The sequence below is a fragment of the Mordavella massiliensis genome, from assembly GCF_016901695.1.
GTDB lineage: Bacteria > Bacillota > Clostridia > Lachnospirales > Lachnospiraceae > Claveliimonas > Claveliimonas massiliensis_A.
In genome coordinates this window covers 25,986-43,456 of record NZ_JACJKS010000004.1, presented here as the reverse complement: position 1 = coordinate 43,456, position 17,471 = coordinate 25,986, and the positions used below count along the sequence as shown (strand labels likewise).

Sequence of the window (17,471 nt, the reverse complement as noted above, 5' to 3'; positions counted from 1 at the left end):
GTACCACCACATCGCATGATGGTACAGCATTTATACATACTACTTTCTGTCTTATCTGGAATTCTTCTTGGACTCCACGTCGAAGATAACGGCTGCCAGAACGACAAGGCCCTTCACAACCTTCTGCCAGTTCATGTCGATACCCATGATGGACATACCAAGGTTGATGACGCCCATCAGAGTGGCGCCGACGATCACGCCCGGGATCGTTCCGCTTCCGCCGTATGCGGATGCGCCGCCGATGAAGCAGGAGCCGATGGCGTCCATCTCGTAGCTGTCGCCGGCGTTCGGGTTCGCGGAATTCAGGCGGGCGATGGTCACCATGCCGGCAACCGCTGCCAGAAGACCCATGTTGGCGTAGGCGAAGAAGTACACCTTGTTCGTGTTGATACCGGACAGCTGCGCCGCCTTCTCATTGCCGCCGATGGCGTACAGGTGACGGCCGATGGTCGTCTTGGATGTGATGTAGCCGTAGATGATGATGATCACGGCGATCCACAGCAGCATGTTCGGGAGGCCCTTGTACTGCGCCAGCCTCCACATGAAGCCGATGATGACGATGCTGATGATCACGCAGCGGATGATATCATTGCTTGCCTTGTTCACGGCGTAGCCCTTCTTGATCTTGGACATCCTGCCCTTGAAGGTGATGAGGATGAAGATGGCTGCCGCGATCACGCCGATCAGCACGCAGGTGATGTTGAGGCCCTGCCCGCCGAAGAAGTCAATGATGTAGCTGTTGAACAGGTTTAAGTATCCCTGGGGCATGGGTGCGATGGTGAAGCCGTCCAGCACGATGTTGGAGAGGCCGCGGAACATCAGCATGCCTGCCAGCGTCACAACGAAGGGCGGGATCCGCCGGTAGGCGATCCAGAAGCCCTGCCATACGCCGATGGCCAGGCCCACTGCCAGCATCACGAGGATGCCGACAAAGATGTTCATCTTCATGTTAACCATAACGGTGGCGCCCACAGCGCCCACGAAGCAGACAACGGATCCGACGCTCAGGTCGATGTTGCCGCCTGTCAGGATACACAGCAGCATACCGGTTGCCAGGATGAATACATACGCGTTCTGAGAGATCAGGTTGTTCACGTTCTGCGGGAGCAGCATCCTGCCGTCTGTCTGCCATGTGAAAAATAATACGACGATGATCAGCACAATGATCATGGTATACTTCTTTAAAAATTCTGTAACTTTACCCTTTTCCATAGCTATTCTCCTTTGCTCGATTTCAAGATGCGTGACATGATGATCTCCTGGGTTGCCTCCTCTGCGCTCAGCTCACCTACGATCTTCCCCTCGTTCATGACGTAGATGCGGTCTGACATACCAAGGACCTCCGGGAGTTCGGAGGAGATCATGATCACGGATTTACCCTGCGCCACAAGATCGTTGATGATGCAGTAGATCTCGTACTTGGCGCCCACGTCGATACCTCTTGTAGGCTCGTCAAGGATCAGCACGTCCGGCCCCGCGAACATCCACTTCGCCAGCAGCACTTTCTGCTGGTTGCCGCCGCTTAAGTTGCCCACATTCTGCTCTACGGACGGGCACTTCGTGCGCAGCTTCTGGCGGTACTCCTCCGCAACGGCGATCTCCTTGTCGTTGTCGATGATGCCGTGGCTGCTGACGCCGTCCAGGTTGGCCAGCGTCGTGTTGACACGGATGGGGTTGCTCAGGATCAGCCCGTTGCCCTTCCGGTCCTCTGTCACGTAGGCAAGCTTATGTTTGATGGCGTCCTTTACAGAGTGCAAGTGCACTTCCTTGCCGTCGATCAGGAGCTGTCCGGAAATGTTCTTGCCGTAGCTCTTTCCGAAGATGCTCATGGCAAGCTCGGTGCGCCCGGCGCCCATCAGGCCGGAGATGCCCAGCACCTCGCCCTTGCGCACGTACATGGAGACATTGTCCACGACTTTTCTCTCGGAGTACAGCGGGTGGTGCACGGTCCAGTTCTTTACCTCCAGCGCCACATCGCCGATGTTCTTCTTCTCCCGCTTCGGGAAGCGGTCCGTCAGCTCACGGCCGACCATGCCTTTGATGATCCGGTCCTCCGTGAAGACGTCCTTCTGCTTGTCCAGCGTCTCGATGGTGGAGCCGTCCCGGATCACCGTGATTTTATCTGCCACATAGGCAATCTCATTGAGCTTATGAGAGATAATGATCGAAGTCATGCCCTGCTTCTTGAACTCCAGGAGCAGATCCAGGAGCGCCTGGGAATCCTCCTCGTTCAGTGAAGACGTGGGCTCATCAAGAATGAGCAGCTTCGCGTTCTTGGCCAGCGCCTTTGCGATCTCCACGAGCTGCTGTTTGCCTGTTCCTATGTCTTTGATCTGTGTGCGGGAGGACTCCTTGAGGCCTACCTGGGCCAGATATTTGTCCGCCTCGCCGTATGTCCTGCTCCAGTCAATGTTGAAGGGTTTTCCCTGCTCATTGCCCAGATACATGTTCTCGCCGATCGTCATCTCCGGCACAAGAGCCAGCTCCTGGTGGATGATAACGATCCCTTTTTCTTCGCTGTCTTTGATCTTGTTAAACTTACAGACTTCTCCGTTGTAAATGATATCCCCCTCGTAGCTTCCGTAAGGATAGATACCGCTCAGTACGTTCATCAGCGTGGATTTGCCGGCTCCGTTCTCGCCCACGAGGGCGTGGACCTCGCCTTTTTCCACTTTCAGATTCACGTTGTCAAGTGCTTTTACGCCCGGGAAAGTCTTGGTAATATTTTTCATCTCCAGCAAGATTTCTGCCAATGTTCTCCCTCCCTTTCCTTCTGATAAAACAGGCGGGCTTTTTTGTTCCCGCCTGTATCTTTGCTAGTTAAGTTCTGCTATTACTGGATATCGGACGCCTCGTAGTATCCGGAGTCGATCAGCATCTCCTCGTAGTTGTCAAGTGTAACAACTGTGGGCTCGCAGAGGTATGTCGGGATGACGCCTGTTCCGTTGTCGTAGGACTCTGTGTCATTTACTTCCGCTTCCTCGCCGCTCATGATGGCGTCTACCATCTTAACGGTCTGCTCTGCAAGGAGACGTGTGTCTTTGAATACGGACATTGCCTGCTTGCCGGCCACGATGTTCTTCACGTTCGGCATATCGCAGTCCTGACCTGTGATGATCGGCCACTCGCCTGTGTAGTTTGCCTCAAGAGAGTTCTCAACGCCGAGGGCTGTGGAGTCGTTGGAGCAAAGAACTGCGTCGAGCTGGGTGTCAGCGTAGTTGGAGCTTAAGATCGCATCCATTCTGGACTGTGCCTTCTCTGTGGACCAGTCTGCTGTCGCGCACTGCTCTTTTGTGGTCTGTCCGGAGGGAACAACCAGTTTTCCTTCGTCAATGTAGGGCTGCAGCACATCCATAGCGCCGCCGAAGAAGAAGTTCACGTTGTTGTCGCCCGGGTCACCTGTGAAGATCTCGATGTTGTAAGGTCCGTCTGTGTTCTCGAGATCCAGCGCCTCTACCAGGTACTCGCCCTGCTTCTGGCCGACAAGGTAGTTGTCGAATGTAGCATAGTACTGAACAGCTGTCGTGTTCATGATCAGACGGTCATAGGAGATAACCGGGATGTCCTGCTCCTCTGCCGTTGCAAGCGGTGTTCCGAGGGACTCGCCGTCGATGGAAGCGATCACGAGAAGGTCGCATCCGCCGGAGATCATGTTCTCCACCTGAGATACCTGTGTGTTGATATCGTTGCTGGCGTACTGAAGGTCTACCTCATAGCCAGCTTCCTCCAGCTGTTTCTTCATGTTCTCGCCGTCCTGGTTCCATCTCTGGAGATCCTTTGTCGGCATGGCAACGCCGATCTTGCCTGTGCCGGCCTCGGTCGTCTTCTCCTCGCCGCTGTCAGCTGTCGCGCCGCCGCTTCCCTCGCTTGAGCAGGCTGCCAGGGACGCTGTCATAGCTGCGATCAGGCCGATCGCAAGCAGTCTCTTTGTTCTGTTTTTCATAATCATCGTTCCTCCATTCATGTAAGAATTATTTGATGGTATTACTATAGCAGGATGTCATCTGGACATGTTTGCAAAGGTCTGCACATATTTATCAAAATAAAGGCAAAAAAACAGGGACTAGCACTTTTTTGTGCTAGTCCCTGTTAAAAATGTCCTATTGACAATGCCGGTTCTTCTGTCTTTTGTCAGTTTTCCACATTGAGGTACACTTCCTCCCTGGAGTGGAAGCCGGAATCCACGATCACGCTGTCCATATTCCCGGCAGTGACAGCTGTCGGCTCCAGGCCGATGTAGGGCACCTCCTGCCCGCTCTGGGTCTCGGCCACATCCGGTCCTTCCCCGAAGATGCCTGTCAGAGAGCCTCCCTCTGCCAGCTTCACCGTGCACTCCGCAGCCTCCCTGGCCAGGTCGTTGATGGGCTTGAACACAGTCATGGACTGGGTCCCCTCCACGATGCGCTGGCACGCCTCCAGATCCGCGTCCTGCCCGACCACCACCACGTCGCCGGCCAGCTGCCGCTCGCTCAGGGAGCGGATCACATAGCCCGCCAGCCCGTCGTTGCCGCACATGATGGCGTCGATCCTCTCGTCGGTCCCGGCGAAGGCGTCCGCCACGGCCTGGATCCCGTTCTCCGGCGTCCAGGAGATCACGTGGCTCTTGTACACGACTTTCCAGGGGCCGTCCCCCAGCTCGCTCTCAAAGCCGTTCACCACGTCCATGCTGTTGGAGTCCGCCTCCGGCCCGCAGATCATGACCACGTTTCCCCCGTCCGGCAGGTTTTCCTTGATGTTCTGCGCCATCTGTGCGCCGACCATCGCATTGTCCACCGTGATGTAGAGATCTGTCTGCTCCCCCTGGATCAGGCGGTCGTAGGACACCACCTGGATTCCCTTGTTCCTGGCCTCCCTGACTTCCTCTTCCAGGGAGTAGCAGTCGGTAGCCACAATGACGATGGCGTCCATGTTCTCCTCCGTGAACTTGCGGATCTGCTCCTTCTGTTTCTGCACGTCCCCGTTGGCGGTCTGCACATCCACCGTCGCGCCCATCTTCTGGGCTGTGTCCACAAAGACGTCCCGGTCCCGGGTCCAGCGCTCCAGGACAAAGGTGTCAAAAGTAATGCCGATCCGGATCTTGTCGCTCTCCTGCTGTGCGCCGGCAGACGCCTCCTGCGCGCCCTCCTGCCCGCCGGACGCGCAGCCCGTCAGGAGGAGCACCGCCGCCGCTGCCAGCGCGGCCGCTCTTGCCAACCTGCTTCTCTTCTTCATCCTCTACGCACCTCCCCTGTATTCTGTCGGCGTCATGCCGGTCCATTTCTTAAATATACGGCTGAAATAGTTGGGATCCTGATACCCCGCGTCGTGGCAGATCTCCTTGATGCTCCGGTCGGTCCCGCTCAACTGCTCCTTGGCGTAGTCCATGCGCAGCTTTGTCGTGTACTCGATATAGCCCGTCCCCTCCGACTCTTTGAAGAGCTTGCTCAGGTAATAGGGGCTGATCCCCACCTCCCGGGCCATCTCCTCCAGGGACAGCTCCCGGCTGAAGTTTTCCGCGATGTACTGCTTCGCCTGCTCCACCACGCTGTCCGTCTTCATCTGCTGCTTCCTGGCGATACGGGAGGCGCTCTCGCTCATCTTGTCCAGAAACCATTTCCGCAGTTCCGGATACGAGTTGAAAGACAGAAGCATCTCAATGTACCCCTCCCTGACCTCGAAATGGTATTCTGAGATCCCGCCCTGCATATAGGCGAAATGCTCCGCCCAGAGGACAAATTCCATGGCTTTTAAGCGGACCACGTTGGTCATCTTCGGCTCGTATCCCTGCATCCAGTCCATAAACCGGTCCGCCAGCACTCTGGTGCTTTCTTCATCCCCCTTCTGCACCGCCTCAAACAGCTGCTTCTCCAGATCGATGGGATAGTCATCGGCGTACCTGCAGCTCATCGTGATGTCGCTGGCGTGGATCACCTTGCCCACCGTCTGGTGGACGCTCTCCAGCGCCTCCTTGTAGGACTCTCCCATGTCCTCCCATTTTCTGACAGTCCCGATCCCCGCCTTGAACTTCAGCTCTGTCTGCTGCTCCAGCCTGCGAAGGAGGGCCCTTGTGTTGTCCACCTTCATGACCCGCTGGGCGTACTCCTGCGCCTCCTCGCCGCAGGGGACGAGGACAATGACCTTGTTTGCCATGAGGGATCCCACAATGCCGCCGGTGGCCTCCTTGACCGTCTCCCGGAAGACCATGTAGTGCTTCTGCAGCTTGATGCCTGCCCCCACCGTGTTGGTCAGCTCGCCTTTGTGGATCTCGTCCCCGCACTCGATGACCATCACGTAGCCGAGATCCTCTTCTATATTCAGAAGATCCCGGTAGGCGGCGTACTCCTCCTTCCCGGCGCTCTCCATGAGAAGACTGTAGACGAAACCGTTCTCGATCATGGGGACAACGGCCTCCAGCTTCTCCTTGATGCGCAGGTCGTTCCGCGCCTTCTCCCGGCGCTCCTTCACCTGCTTCATGGCTTTTCTCAAGGTGTCTGTCAGCACGTCCCGGTTGATGGGCTTGGTCAGATAGGACAGGACGCCCACGTCGATGGACTTCTGGGTATACTCAAATTTATCGTAGGCCGTCAGGACGATGAAGACCACGTGCCGGTTCTCCCGGCGGATCTCCTGCATGGCCTCCAGGCCGTTGATCCCCGGCATCTGGATATCCATCAGGATGATGTCCGGGTGAAAGCTCTCCGCCAGCTCGATGGCGGTCCGCCCGTTCCGGGCAAACTCCAGCTCGCACTCATCCCCAAAGGATTTGCCGATCATGAACTCCAGGGACTGCCGTACGATCCCCTCGTCATCACAGATCAGTATCCGTGTCATCGCTTCCGCTCCTTCCTTCTCTCGGGATGAACAGCGTCACCGCCGTTCCCCCTTCTTCTCTCTGCCTGATCTCAAACACATGCTGCCTGCCGTAGTAGCTGCGCAGGCGGTTGATCACATTGTCCAGGCCGATCCCCTCCGAGTCCCGGCCGCTCAGGCTGTGGGCGCTCTCCCCGCGCATGACCTTGCGCGCCGTCTCCGGGTCGATGCCCACGCCGTTGTCTTCGATCGCAATGCAGATGTTTTCATCGTCCCCCCACACGCTCAGCCGAATCCGGCCCTCGCCTTCCATTTCCCTTATCCCGTGGTTCACCGCGTTCTCGATGATGGGCTGCAGGATCATGCTCGGCATGGAGACCTGCAGGAAGCGGCTGTCGATCTTGCGGGAGAAATGGATGTCCCCCGCGAACCGCACGTTCAGGATATAGAGGTAGTTGTCCACAAGCTGCAGCTCTTCCTGCAGGGTCACGTCCTTCTCCATCTTGCGCACATTGTAGCGGAAGAAATCCGCCATGTTCTGGATGAACATGCAGGCTTTCTCCGCCCCCTCCATCATGGCCAGTTGGGCGCCGGCGTTCAGGCTGTTGAACAGGAAGTGGGGGTTGATCTGAGCCTGCAGGTATTTCAGCTGGGCCTCTTTGAGGTCGTTCTTCATGCGCAGCTCGTTGGCTGCCAGCTCGTTCTCCCTCTCGTAGTTCCGCCTTGTCTCCTCAATGTAATTGCGGATGCTGCCGATCATCTTGTTGCAGGCCTTGGCCACAGCGGTCACTTCGTCCCCGGTCTCCACAATGGGGAAGTCCACCTCCATGTTCCCCTGGGCGATCTCCGTGGCCGCGTTGGCCAGCTCGATGAGCGGCCGGGTGATGCTCCTTGTCATCATGATGATCCAGCCCACTGCCACTGCCATGATGGCAAAGAGGACGCAGATGCTGAAGGCCGTCGTGTAGCTCAGCACCACGCGGAGGGTGGAGTAGCTCCTGGCATTGCTGACAAAGGTCGTCGTGTTGACGCTGTTGATGTTGGCGCGGATAAAGCTGTATATCTCTGCAGTCTCCTCGTAGGCCTCCCGCACGCCCTGGGCGTCGCGGCCCCTCTTTTTCTCCACCGCATTGTCAGCCCGGTCGAGATAGGTGACCGACAGGTTGTAGATATTCTTCTCCGCCAGAAGCGTGCTGTCGCTTGCCGTCTCCCGGTTCAGATCCTCCAGAAGCCCCTGGTAATCCTGGGTGTACCGGTAGTAGTCCTCCAGCGCATCCGAGCTCTTTGTGTTCAGGTACTGATAGAGGGAGTCCTGGATGTGGGTCACATTGGAGGAGAGCTCATTGAACTGGATGTTGCTGTTATACACGGTGTCCATTTCCCGGATGGTGCGGTTCAGGTTGTAGTAGATAAAGATCACGATGGCAAAGACCGTCACCGACACGATGACGAAGATCTCCACCAGCCTGACCCGTATGGATTTCTGCTGTGCTTCTCTCATGGCCTACTCCCCGCTCTCAAATGCATCCACATTGCTCCCGTCGATCAGCTCCACTGTCACGGGAAAGTACTCGTTTGTGTACCGCTGGGCCATGTATTCCTCCATGGCCTCCATGCAGAGGCGCCCTGCCTCCCTGGCGTCCACCACGACGGTGGACTTGATGACCCCGTTCCGGATCCCCTCCAGGATCTCCGGGGAACTGTAGTAGCCGATGATCTCCACCTGGCCCACCAGGTTGTAGTCCCGGACGCACTGGTAGGCGCTGATGGTGTCCGTGGCGCTCAGGCACACAAGCACATCCGGGCGCCTCTCCTCGTCGAGGAGCAGGCTGCGGACCGTCTCCTCGGAGACGAATTCCCGGTCCTCTCCCGTGCGGACGGTGAACACTTCAATATCACGGGACGTGCCGGCGATGGCTTCCGTGATCCCGGAATAGATGTACCCCGGAGAGACCTCCTCCTCGTTGACAGGGAGAAGCACAGCCGCCGAGGCCCTCCCCTGGGGCGCCGCCTCCAGCACTTCCTCCCCGTACATCTCGCCCAGCGTGTAGGAGTTGGCTCCCACGTAGCTGACCCTGTCGCTCTCGGGAGCGTCCTCCATGAGGGTGATCACCGGGATATTTGCCCGGGACGCCTCCCCGATGAGGGAGGTCATCTCCTCTGTCATGTCCGCCTCCACGACAATGCCGTCCACCTTGGCGGCCACGGCCATCCGCATCAGCTCCTCCGCCGTGTAGGGCTCGCTTAGGTCCGCGCCAAAGTTCTCCGGATACATGGGCTCCTGCGCCTCCGCGCCCGCCAGAACCGCCTCCCTGTACATGGACTCCCAGAATACATCCGAGGCATCGCCGCTGATCATGGCCACGTGATAGACATAGCTGACGTCCTCAGCCTTGCCCCCCTCTTCCCCGGAAGCCTGCCGGTCCAGATACAGGTTGAATCCGACGAGAACAGCCAGGATCAGCGCCACGATCACAAGCATGACTGCATACATGACCCGGTTGTTGTCCATCCACTTCTTCATCTTCCATCAGTCCTCCCTGCGAAACTGGCTCGGCAGCATGCCGTACTTCTCTTTAAACGCCCGCGCGAAGGCTTTGCTGTTCGGAAAGCCGCACCGGGACGCGATCTCCCCCAGGGACAGGTCCGTCCGCTCCATCTGCTCCACGCCGTGCTCGATCCGGATGTCGTCCAGATACGCCTTGTAGTTGCTCCCGGTGTACCTGCGGAACATCCGGGACAGGTAGGCGGGCGAGTAGCCGAATGTGCGGGCCAGGTTCTCCAGGGACAGATCCCTGCTGTAGTTCTTTCTCATATACTCCGTGACCGCGGACAGGCGGTTCAGTTTTTTCCCCCGCCGCACCACCTCCGGGCTGACCTCCGTCTTCCGGTATTTTGTCACAAGCAGGTACACAAGCATGTAGAACTGGCTCTGCACCTTCAGCTCGTACCCGCAGGCGCGCTCCGTGTAAGTCCGGTACATGTCGCCGATCAGGCGCATGACCTCCTCGTCCTGCAGGCGGGAGCTGTGGGAAAAATAAATAAACCGCTCATCTGTGTAGTAGTTTTCAAACGTAGAGAGCGGTATCTGAAGCACGATGGTCCGGTTCGCCCTCGGCGCGAAGACCGAGTGGACTTCGTTGGAATTGACCAGCATGAACTCACCGGGCCTTAAAGGATACTCCCTGTCGTGGAGGGAGAAGGTGAGTTCCCCCTCAAAGAGCGCAAAGATCTCTATGGACCGGTGCCAGTGCTTCTGCCGTATGTAATTGCCGTCCCTGCCCTCGAAGACAAACAGCTTAAAGGGAATGTCCTCATTGGGGCGGACCATCTCGTGTGCGTACTCCATGCAAACTGCCTCCTGTCTGCTCCTACTCTCCTCCCAGGCGCGCGGCCACGAACCAGCCGGCCGCGAATGTCACGATGCCTGCCAGCAGGCTCAGGACAGAGAAGGTGCTCCAGTCAACTTTGATAAGGATCGCCGCCGGCGAGGCCACGATCAGGCCGATGATGGCGTAGTAGGCGTGGGTCTCGGCCCGTGCGAAGATGAACTCGATGATCTTGGCGATCAGGAAGATGCCGAGCAGCACGCCGATGCCGAAGGGGATGAGGATCACGCACTGCACCAGGAGCTCCGGGATGTCAAAGGCAAACAGGGCGTCCATGAACCGGTTGATCGTCCGCAGGATCGTATCGTAATAGCCCAGCAGCATCAGCATCATGGATCCGCTCACCCCCGGAATGACCATGGTGGCTGCCGCGATGATCCCCACCAGGAGAAGCTTGATCTCATTGAGCAGCGTAAAGCTCACATCCGCCGCCTTTCCGCCCGTCTCCCCCATGACGGCCATCAGGATCACGATAGCGAAAAAGACAAGGAGGGGGATCATCCGGCTCACAGTGGCCCGCTTCCCCTTCACTTTCTGGAAGATAAAGGGAAGGCTTCCCGCGATCAGGCCGCAGAAGGCGAAATTCGTGGGGATCGGGTACTGCTCGAGCAGGAATTCAAACACCCTGGACAGGATGATGATGGCAAGCGCCGCGCCGATGAAGATCGGCAGAATCAGCCGCATGCTTTTGGCAAACTCGCTTTTCAGGTGGGTGATGGCATGGATCAGCTTGTCATAGAGGCCCATAGCCACCATCATGGTGCCGCCGCTCACCCCCGGAATGATATTCGCGACGCCAACCACGACGCCCTGCAGTATTGTTTTTAACATGTTCTTTTATCTCCTTTTGCCATATACTCTTCCAGGAAGGCGAAGAGCTTCTCCATCTCTTCATCTGTCCCCACAGTGATCCTTATGTAGTCCCGGATCCTGTCGCTGTCCCAGTACCGCACGTAGATGCCGGCCTCCCGCAGGGCCCGGAACATCTCCTTCGCGTCGCAGTCCGGGTGGGATGCAAAGATAAAGTTGGCGCTGGACTCTGTGAAGGAAAAGCCCAGTCCGGCCAGGCGCTCCATCGCCCGGCTTCTCGTGCGCCTGATCTTTGCAATGGTCTCCTCAAAATACGCCCGGTCCCGCACGGAGGCCTCCCCGCAGGCCAGGGCCGCCCGGTTCAGGGTGTAGGAATTAAACGAATACTTCACGTCATGCAGGCAGCGGATCAACTTCGGGCTGCCGATGGCATAGCCGATGCGCATGCCGGCCAGGGATCTGGCCTTGGAGAAGGTCTGGGTGACAAGCAGGTTGTCGTAGGATCCGATCAGCTCCACCGCCGAGGGTCCCGCGTAATCAATGTACGCCTCATCCACGATGACGATCACATCCCGGTTGTGGCAAAGGATGTCCTCCACGAAGTCCAGCCCCTCATAGATGGCCGTCGGCGCATTGGGGTTGGGGAAGATCACGCCGCCATTCTCTTTGTAGTAGTCCTCCTTCACTATGCGGAAGTCCGCATCCAGCGCCGGCGTCTCAAAGGGGATCCGGTAGAGCTGCGCCCAAACCTTATAAAAGGAGTAGGTGATATCCGGAAAGAGGATCGGTTTGCCGGAATTAAAAAAGGTCAGGAAGCACAGGGCCAGCACTTCATCTGACCCCACGCCCGTAAACACCTGGTCCTTTCCGACATGGTGAAAGTCCGCCAGCGCCTCCACGAGGCCGGTGCAGGCCGGATCCGGATAGAGGCGCAGGTCCGCCGGGTCCATCTCCCTGAGCGCCTTTGCCACACCCGGCGCCGGCGGGTAGGGATTCTCATTGGTATTCAGCTTGACTGCCTTCTGCCGGGGCTGCTCCCCCGGCACGTAGGGATCCACCCTGCGTATATTTTTCTCAAATGCTTCCATCTTGTCCCTTCCTCTTAGAAATACTGTCTGGCAAGTTCCCGGAATTTCGGGAGGGAGTTCACGATCGTCTCATAGGAGACGCAGTAGGCGATCCGCACGTACCCCGGGCAGCCAAAGGAGCTGCCGGGCACAAGAAGGATATGGTACTTCTTGGCCTCCGCGCAGAACGCCTTTTCATCTGCGACGGGAGACTTGACAAAGAGGTAGAACGCCCCCTCCGGCTTAATGCAGGTGAAGCCGCAGTCCTTAAGGCCGCTGTACAGCGTCTCCCGGTTCCTGTTGTAGAAGGAGATGTCCGTCTCCTCGCCGATGCACTTTGCCACCACCTTCTGCTGCAGGGTGGGGGCGTTGACGAAGCCGAGGATGCGGGTCGCCACATTGGCGGCGGACAGCACGGTCTCACTGTCTGTCACCTCGTCCGGGATGACCAGATAGCCGATCCGCTCGCCCGGCAGGGACAGGGATTTGCTGTAGGAATATCCCACGATCGTGTTGGCGTAGTACTTTGTCAGCCAGGGCACTTCCACCCCGTCGTACACGAGCTCCCGGTAGGGCTCGTCGGAGATGAGGTAAATGTCCGTGCCGTACTCCTTCTGCTTCTCCTCCAGGATGGCCGCCATCTTTTTGATGGTCTCCTCCGAGTAGACAACGCCGGTCGGGTTGTTGGGCGTGTTCACGATGACTGCCTTTGTCTTCGGGGTGATCTTTGCCCGGAACTCGTCCAGTTTGGGCTGGAAGGTCTCTGTATCCGGAGAGATCTCTACCAGCACGCCGTCGTAGTTGTTCGTGTAGGAGCGGTACTCGCCGAAGTAGGGGGCAAAGGTGATGACCTCGTCCCCCGGGTTGAGGAGCGTCTTGAGGATGACATTCAGTCCCCCTGCCGCCCCCACGGTCATGATGATATTTTTCCCTGCAAAGGAGGTGCCGAAACGGCGGTTCAGGGAATCGGCAACGGTCTGCCGCACGTCCGCGTACCCGCTGTTGCTGTTCGTGTAGCCGTGGAGAACGACCGGATCCTCCTCGTCGAGCAGCTCCACGATGGCCTTCTTCACGGAAGCCGGAGCCGGCACATTGGGGTTGCCCAGGCTGAAGTCATAGACATTCTCCGCGCCGTACTGCGCCGCCATCCTGGTGCCCTCCTCGAACATGGCGCGGATGGCTGAACTGTTTGCCACCATTCCCTTCATCTTATCTGCGATCATTTCCTTATCCTCCTTACTGCTTGTCTGTATCTCTACTGCTTCTCTGTCACTGTGCCTTTTTCCACCATGAACACCGGCCGGTAGGACCGCTTCGCCTTGCGCAGCCCCTCGTCGCCGGTGTCCTCCTCCCGGTTCACGTATTTATAATCCATGCACTCGTGCTCCACAAACTGCTGGTTGATCATGGTGTAGGCCCCCTGCACGTCCGGGAACGCCTTCTCAATGTGCACGACAAATGTATCGGAACAGATGGGCTCCCCGATGGTGAAGGCCACGATCTGCCCGTCCACCCGGAGGATCCCGCCTGTCAGCTCCAGCTCTTTGAAAAGGCGCAGGGAATTGAGCGTCACGCACATCTCGGAGTTCTTCTCCGGATCATCGTCGCAGCCGTTCTGATTCCGCCACTTCAGCGCCATCTGGAAGCACTCCTCCAGGTTGTCATCCGACATGGTCTCATAGCTCCAGCGCCCCTCGTACAGGGATTTGAACTTGTTGATGTGGTTGCGCTTGCCGTGGAGCTTCTTGCCGGCCAGCGTGCAGAGCTTCTCCGACTCGTACACGTAGTCCGCGCTGTCCTCGTCGTACTCGATCCGGAACCGGCCCGGATACCACGCCTCCATCTGTGCGAAATATTCCGGCGTCACATTGTACAGGCGGAAGGGAACGCCCCTCTCCTGGCTGTACTGGTACAGCGCGTCCAGGGCGCGCTTCACGTCGTCCGCTTCCCCCGCCGGGTAGGCGAACGCAAACCCGTCCTCCCCTTCACTCTTAAAGACAAGGGTATTCTCAATGACCGCATACGTCACATTGTAGAACCTCGCCCACAAAAATACATTGTCAAATGTCCTCTCGCAGCTGCGGCTCGTATGGTGCTTAAAATAGTGGGTGATGAGCTCCTTGTCCTCCAGCTGCGGTCTCTTAAAGTCATATTCCAGCATGCAGTATCCGTCCTTCTTCCGTTTTTACATCTGCTCTTCGTTCATGTTTGCCAGCTTCGCGGACTGGTCCGCCGCGATGAGGCTGTCGATGATCTCGTCCAGGTCCCCATTAAGGACGCTGTCCAGCTTGTGCAGCGTCAGCTTGATCCGGTGGTCTGTCACGCGGCCCTGGGGGAAGTTGTAGGTGCGGATCTTCTCGGAGCGGTCTCCGGTGCCGATCTGGCTGCGGCGGGCTTCCGCCTCAGACGCCTGCCTCTTCTCCATCTCCAGGTCATAGAGTTTGGACCTGAGGAGGCGGAACGCCTTCTCCTTGTTCTGGAGCTGTGACTTCTCCGTCTGGCTGTAGATGACGATGCCTGTCGGGTAGTGGGTCAGACGGACCGCGGAATCGGTCGTGTTGACGCACTGGCCGCCGTTTCCGGAGGCGCGCATGACGTCGATGCGGATGTCCTTCTCGTCAATGACAACGTCCACATCCTCCGCTTCCGGCATGATGGCCACCGTGACCGTGGACGTGTGGATCCGGCCGCCGCTCTCCGTCTCGGGCACCCGCTGCACCCGGTGGACGCCGCTCTCGTACTTGAGCCTGGAGTAGGCGCCCTGGCCGGTGATCATGAAGACGACCTCCTTGAAGCCGCCGATCCCGTTCTCGTTGACGGAGATCAGCTCTGTCCGCCACCTGCGGCCTTCCGCGTAATGCACGTACATCCGGTAGATCTCGGCCGCAAAGAGGGCCGCCTCATCGCCGCCCGCACCGGCGCGGATCTCCACGATAACGTTCTTGTCATCGTTGGGGTCCTTGGGGAGGAGAAGGATCTTCAGCTTCTGCTCCAGTTCCTCCACCCTGGCCTTGGATTCGCTTAACTCTTCCTTGGCCAGCTCCTTCATCTCCTCGTCGGTCTCCTCCTCCAGCATGGCCAGGCTGTCCTCGATGGCCTGGTTGTTCGCCTTGTATTCTTTATATGCCTCCACGATGGGGGCCAGGTCATTCTGCTCTTTCATCAGCCTGCGGAACCGGTCCTGGTTGTCCGCCACGCCCGGCTCTGACAGTTCGTTCATGATCTCTTCATATCGGATGAGCAGATCGTCCAGTTTGTCAAACATGTTCTTTCCTCCTGTGATTTCCATTGCACTCTATTTATTGTACATGCCCATCAGGACACGGTCAAGTCCGGCCAGGTCCTTTTTCGCCTGCACGCAGGCAAAGCCGGCCTCCAAAAGCAGCCGGGACACATCCTCCCTCTGGTCGTGTCCGGTCTCCAGAAGAAGCCAGCCGCCTCTCCTCAGATGCCGGCCGGCCTGCGCTGCGATCTTCCGGTAAAAGTAAAGGCCGTCCTCATGTCCGTCCAGGGCGATGTAGGGATCGTGAAGCCGCACTTCCTCCTGCAGTCCCTCTATGACAGCCCTGCGGATGTAGGGCGGGTTGGACACGATCATGTCATAGGGCCCCTCCGTCCCGTCAAAGAGGTCGCTCCTTATCAGGCGGACATCCGCCCCAAGAGCCTGGCAGTTCTCCCGCGCCGTCGCGAGGGCCTCCTCTGAGATATCCGACGCGTCAAAGCGGCTCTTTTGCGACACCTTCCCCTTTTCTCTTCCTATTAAATAAAGGCTGGCCGCAATGCAGCCGGAGCCGGTGCACAGATCCAGCACGCGCATGCCCGGCTCCAGTTTCTCCAGGGCGCACTCCACAAGCGTCTCCGTGTCCTGCCTGGGGATCAGAACGTGGGCATTGACCCGGAAAGGGTATCCCATGAACTCCTGCACCCCTGTGATGTGCTGCAGGGGGATCCTCATAGCCCGCTTCACGACCGCCTCCCGGTAGGCGCGGATCTTCTCCTCCGGCAGCTCCCGGAAGGGATCCATAAGATACTCCTGGGCCGTCACGCCGGCTGCGTACTCCAAAAGGAGCCTGGCGTCCAGGTGCGCCTCCCCGATCCCGGCCCGGGACAGCCTCTGCGCCGCCTCCCGCACAAGGTCCCTAAGCTGCCCGGTCTGCGCCAAAGTTTTCTCTTTCATATTCCCTCCAGTCAAAGACGGCCTCCACAGCCTGGATGGCCACCTCGATCATACCGTCGTCCGGCTCCTTCGTCGTCAGTCTCTGTATGCCAAGCCCCGGCATGCTCAGCAGCCGGATGACCGGATTGTCCGAGTTACCGGCCGCTTTGAGCACCTCGTAGGAGATGCCGGCGATCACCGGCAGAAGGGCGATCCGCACCGCCACCCGCATGACCGGCGACTCCACCTGCACGAGAAGGAGCAGGATGATGCTGATAAGAAGCACAAAAAACAGGAAACTTGTCCCGCATCTTTTGTGCTGCCTGGAGCTGATCCGCACATTCTCCACCGTCAGGGGCAGTCCGTGCTCGATGCAGTTGATGCACTTGTGCTCCGCCCCGTGGTACATGAACGTCCGCTGGATGTCCTCTGTCCGCGAGATCAGGAGGATATAGAGGATGAAGATCCCGATGCGCACAAAGCCCTCGATCACGGTGCGCACGTGGTAGGAGGGGACCAGGGGCTCCAGAAATCCGGACAGGAAGTAGGGCAGGATCATGAAGATGCCGACGGCCAGGACAACGGAAACCGCCGCCACGGCGCGCATCATCCAGGCCTCCTTTTTCTCCTGCTTCTCTTTCTCCTCCCGGGTCAGGGCCTGTCCTTCCCCCTCTTCCTCCTCATAGAAGCTGGCGGAAAATATGAGCGTCCTCATGCCGAGCACAAGGGAGTCGATAAATTGAAAGATCCCCCGCACAAAGGGGATCCGCGCCAGCGGCCCCACCTTTCCGGCGACGCCCGTGTACCGCTCTTTGGACACTTCGATCTGCCCGTCCGGCCTGCGCACCGCCACGGCGTACTCCTCCTTGTGCTTCATCATGATCCCTTCCAGGACCGCCTGTCCGCCTATGTTTGATGATCTCATAGATATATACCTCTCCTATCCGGTCGCCAGGGTCTCGGGCAAGCCCGGACTTTGGCTCGTCGCCAGTACAAAAAAAGGTTGAGATCGCAAAATCTCAACCCTTTCACTGTCATCTTATTTGTCCAGGCCGTACTTCTTGTTGAACTTATCTACACGTCCGCGGGCCTGTGCAGCTTTCTGCTGGCCTGTGTAGAACGGATGGCACTTGGAGCAGATTTCTACGTGGATGTCTTCTTTTGTAGAACCGGTCACAAATGTGTTGCCGCAGTTGCATGTTACAGTTGCCTGATAGTAAGCTGGATGTATTCCTTCTTTCATTGCCTTTCACCTCTTCT

General features: G+C 58.0%; 16 protein-coding genes. All 16 read right to left on the bottom strand.

The features are described from left to right. Window positions 1-51: 51 nt before the first annotated feature. Window positions 52-1,212, bottom strand: a complete 1,161-nt coding sequence (gene mmsB / locus H6A20_RS03690; protein ID WP_204905821.1) for a multiple monosaccharide ABC transporter permease — start codon at window positions 1,210-1,212, stop codon at window positions 52-54. 2 nt (window positions 1,213-1,214) lie between these two features. Further along, a complete protein-coding gene (gene mmsA, locus H6A20_RS03685) occupies window positions 1,215-2,753 on the bottom strand; it encodes a multiple monosaccharide ABC transporter ATP-binding protein (protein ID WP_204905820.1) in 1,539 nt (512 codons plus the stop codon). Window positions 2,754-2,833: 80 nt separating this feature from the next. Beyond that, window positions 2,834-3,943, bottom strand: a complete 1,110-nt coding sequence (gene chvE, locus H6A20_RS03680) for a multiple monosaccharide ABC transporter substrate-binding protein (RefSeq protein WP_204905819.1) — start codon at window positions 3,941-3,943, stop codon at window positions 2,834-2,836. A gap of 188 nt (window positions 3,944-4,131) precedes the next feature. Then, window positions 4,132-5,211 carry a sugar ABC transporter substrate-binding protein gene (locus H6A20_RS03675; RefSeq protein WP_204905818.1) on the bottom strand — a complete coding sequence of 360 codons (1,080 nt, stop codon included), beginning with the start codon at window positions 5,209-5,211 and terminating at the stop codon, window positions 4,132-4,134. 3 nt (window positions 5,212-5,214) lie between these two features. Further along, complete coding sequence (locus tag H6A20_RS03670) at window positions 5,215-6,810, bottom strand: response regulator (protein WP_204905817.1); 1,596 nt, start codon at window positions 6,808-6,810, stop codon at window positions 5,215-5,217. Next, window positions 6,788-8,290: a sensor histidine kinase gene (locus tag H6A20_RS03665; RefSeq protein WP_204905816.1), complete on the bottom strand. Its 1,503-nt coding sequence runs from the start codon at window positions 8,288-8,290 to the stop codon at window positions 6,788-6,790. The genes H6A20_RS03670 and H6A20_RS03665 overlap by 23 nt, the downstream gene beginning before the upstream one ends. Window positions 8,291-8,293: 3 nt before the next feature. After that, window positions 8,294-9,313, bottom strand: coding sequence for a sugar ABC transporter substrate-binding protein (locus H6A20_RS03660; protein ID WP_204905815.1), 1,020 nt, complete (start codon window positions 9,311-9,313; stop codon window positions 8,294-8,296). Window positions 9,314-9,319: 6 nt separating this feature from the next. Next, complete coding sequence (locus H6A20_RS03655) at window positions 9,320-10,138, bottom strand: AraC family transcriptional regulator (RefSeq protein WP_204905814.1); 819 nt, start codon at window positions 10,136-10,138, stop codon at window positions 9,320-9,322. 22 nt (window positions 10,139-10,160) lie between these two features. Next, a complete protein-coding gene (locus H6A20_RS03650) occupies window positions 10,161-11,009 on the bottom strand; it encodes a DUF368 domain-containing protein (protein ID WP_204905813.1) in 849 nt (282 codons plus the stop codon). Next, window positions 11,003-12,076 carry a histidinol-phosphate transaminase gene (hisC, locus tag H6A20_RS03645; protein ID WP_204905812.1) on the bottom strand — a complete coding sequence of 358 codons (1,074 nt, stop codon included), beginning with the start codon at window positions 12,074-12,076 and terminating at the stop codon, window positions 11,003-11,005. The genes H6A20_RS03650 and hisC overlap by 7 nt, the downstream gene beginning before the upstream one ends. Window positions 12,077-12,090: 14 nt before the next feature. Further along, a complete protein-coding gene (locus H6A20_RS03640) occupies window positions 12,091-13,278 on the bottom strand; it encodes a pyridoxal phosphate-dependent aminotransferase (RefSeq protein WP_204905811.1) in 1,188 nt (395 codons plus the stop codon). A 32-nt stretch (window positions 13,279-13,310) separates the two neighbouring features. Next, window positions 13,311-14,216 (bottom strand): DUF2156 domain-containing protein, encoded by a 906-nt coding sequence (locus H6A20_RS03635; protein WP_204905810.1) that lies wholly within the window; start codon window positions 14,214-14,216, stop codon window positions 13,311-13,313. A 24-nt stretch (window positions 14,217-14,240) separates the two neighbouring features. Next, on the bottom strand, window positions 14,241-15,320 hold the full coding sequence (prfA, locus tag H6A20_RS03630; protein ID WP_204905809.1) for a peptide chain release factor 1: 1,080 nt from the start codon (window positions 15,318-15,320) through the stop codon (window positions 14,241-14,243). 30 nt (window positions 15,321-15,350) lie between these two features. Continuing rightward, entirely contained in the window at window positions 15,351-16,232 is an 882-nt protein-coding gene (gene prmC, locus H6A20_RS03625) for a peptide chain release factor N(5)-glutamine methyltransferase (RefSeq protein ID WP_204905808.1), read from the bottom strand. Next, entirely contained in the window at window positions 16,195-17,136 is a 942-nt protein-coding gene (locus H6A20_RS03620) for a DUF1385 domain-containing protein (RefSeq protein WP_204905807.1), read from the bottom strand. The genes prmC and H6A20_RS03620 overlap by 38 nt, the downstream gene beginning before the upstream one ends. Window positions 17,137-17,250: 114 nt before the next feature. Then, the gene (rpmE, locus tag H6A20_RS03615) at window positions 17,251-17,454 is read right to left on the bottom strand and encodes a 50S ribosomal protein L31 (protein ID WP_033124288.1); all 204 of its coding nucleotides are present in this window, start codon (window positions 17,452-17,454) and stop codon (window positions 17,251-17,253) included. Window positions 17,455-17,471: the final 17 nt, after the last annotated feature.

Excerpts from the sequence above, each read along its gene's own strand:
- H6A20_RS03640 (WP_204905811.1), bottom strand. The coding sequence starts at position 13,278 with ATGATCGCAGATAAGATGAAGGGAATGGTGGCAAACAGTTCAGCCATC.
- H6A20_RS03635 (WP_204905810.1), bottom strand. The coding sequence starts at position 14,216 with ATGCTGGAATATGACTTTAAGAGACCGCAGCTGGAGGACAAGGAGCTC.
- H6A20_RS03675 (WP_204905818.1), bottom strand. The coding sequence starts at position 5,211 with ATGAAGAAGAGAAGCAGGTTGGCAAGAGCGGCCGCGCTGGCAGCGGCG.
- prfA (WP_204905809.1), bottom strand. The coding sequence starts at position 15,320 with ATGTTTGACAAACTGGACGATCTGCTCATCCGATATGAAGAGATCATG.
- hisC (WP_204905812.1), bottom strand. The coding sequence starts at position 12,076 with ATGGAAGCATTTGAGAAAAATATACGCAGGGTGGATCCCTACGTGCCG.
- H6A20_RS03620 (WP_204905807.1), bottom strand. The coding sequence starts at position 17,136 with ATGAGATCATCAAACATAGGCGGACAGGCGGTCCTGGAAGGGATCATG.
- H6A20_RS03670 (WP_204905817.1), bottom strand. The coding sequence starts at position 6,810 with ATGACACGGATACTGATCTGTGATGACGAGGGGATCGTACGGCAGTCC.
- mmsB (WP_204905821.1), bottom strand. The coding sequence starts at position 1,212 with ATGGAAAAGGGTAAAGTTACAGAATTTTTAAAGAAGTATACCATGATC.
- rpmE (WP_033124288.1), bottom strand. The coding sequence starts at position 17,454 with ATGAAAGAAGGAATACATCCAGCTTACTATCAGGCAACTGTAACATGC.
- H6A20_RS03650 (WP_204905813.1), bottom strand. The coding sequence starts at position 11,009 with ATGTTAAAAACAATACTGCAGGGCGTCGTGGTTGGCGTCGCGAATATC.
- H6A20_RS03655 (WP_204905814.1), bottom strand. The coding sequence starts at position 10,138 with ATGGAGTACGCACACGAGATGGTCCGCCCCAATGAGGACATTCCCTTT.
- H6A20_RS03660 (WP_204905815.1), bottom strand. The coding sequence starts at position 9,313 with ATGAAGAAGTGGATGGACAACAACCGGGTCATGTATGCAGTCATGCTT.
- chvE (WP_204905819.1), bottom strand. The coding sequence starts at position 3,943 with ATGAAAAACAGAACAAAGAGACTGCTTGCGATCGGCCTGATCGCAGCT.
- H6A20_RS03665 (WP_204905816.1), bottom strand. The coding sequence starts at position 8,290 with ATGAGAGAAGCACAGCAGAAATCCATACGGGTCAGGCTGGTGGAGATC.
- prmC (WP_204905808.1), bottom strand. The coding sequence starts at position 16,232 with ATGAAAGAGAAAACTTTGGCGCAGACCGGGCAGCTTAGGGACCTTGTG.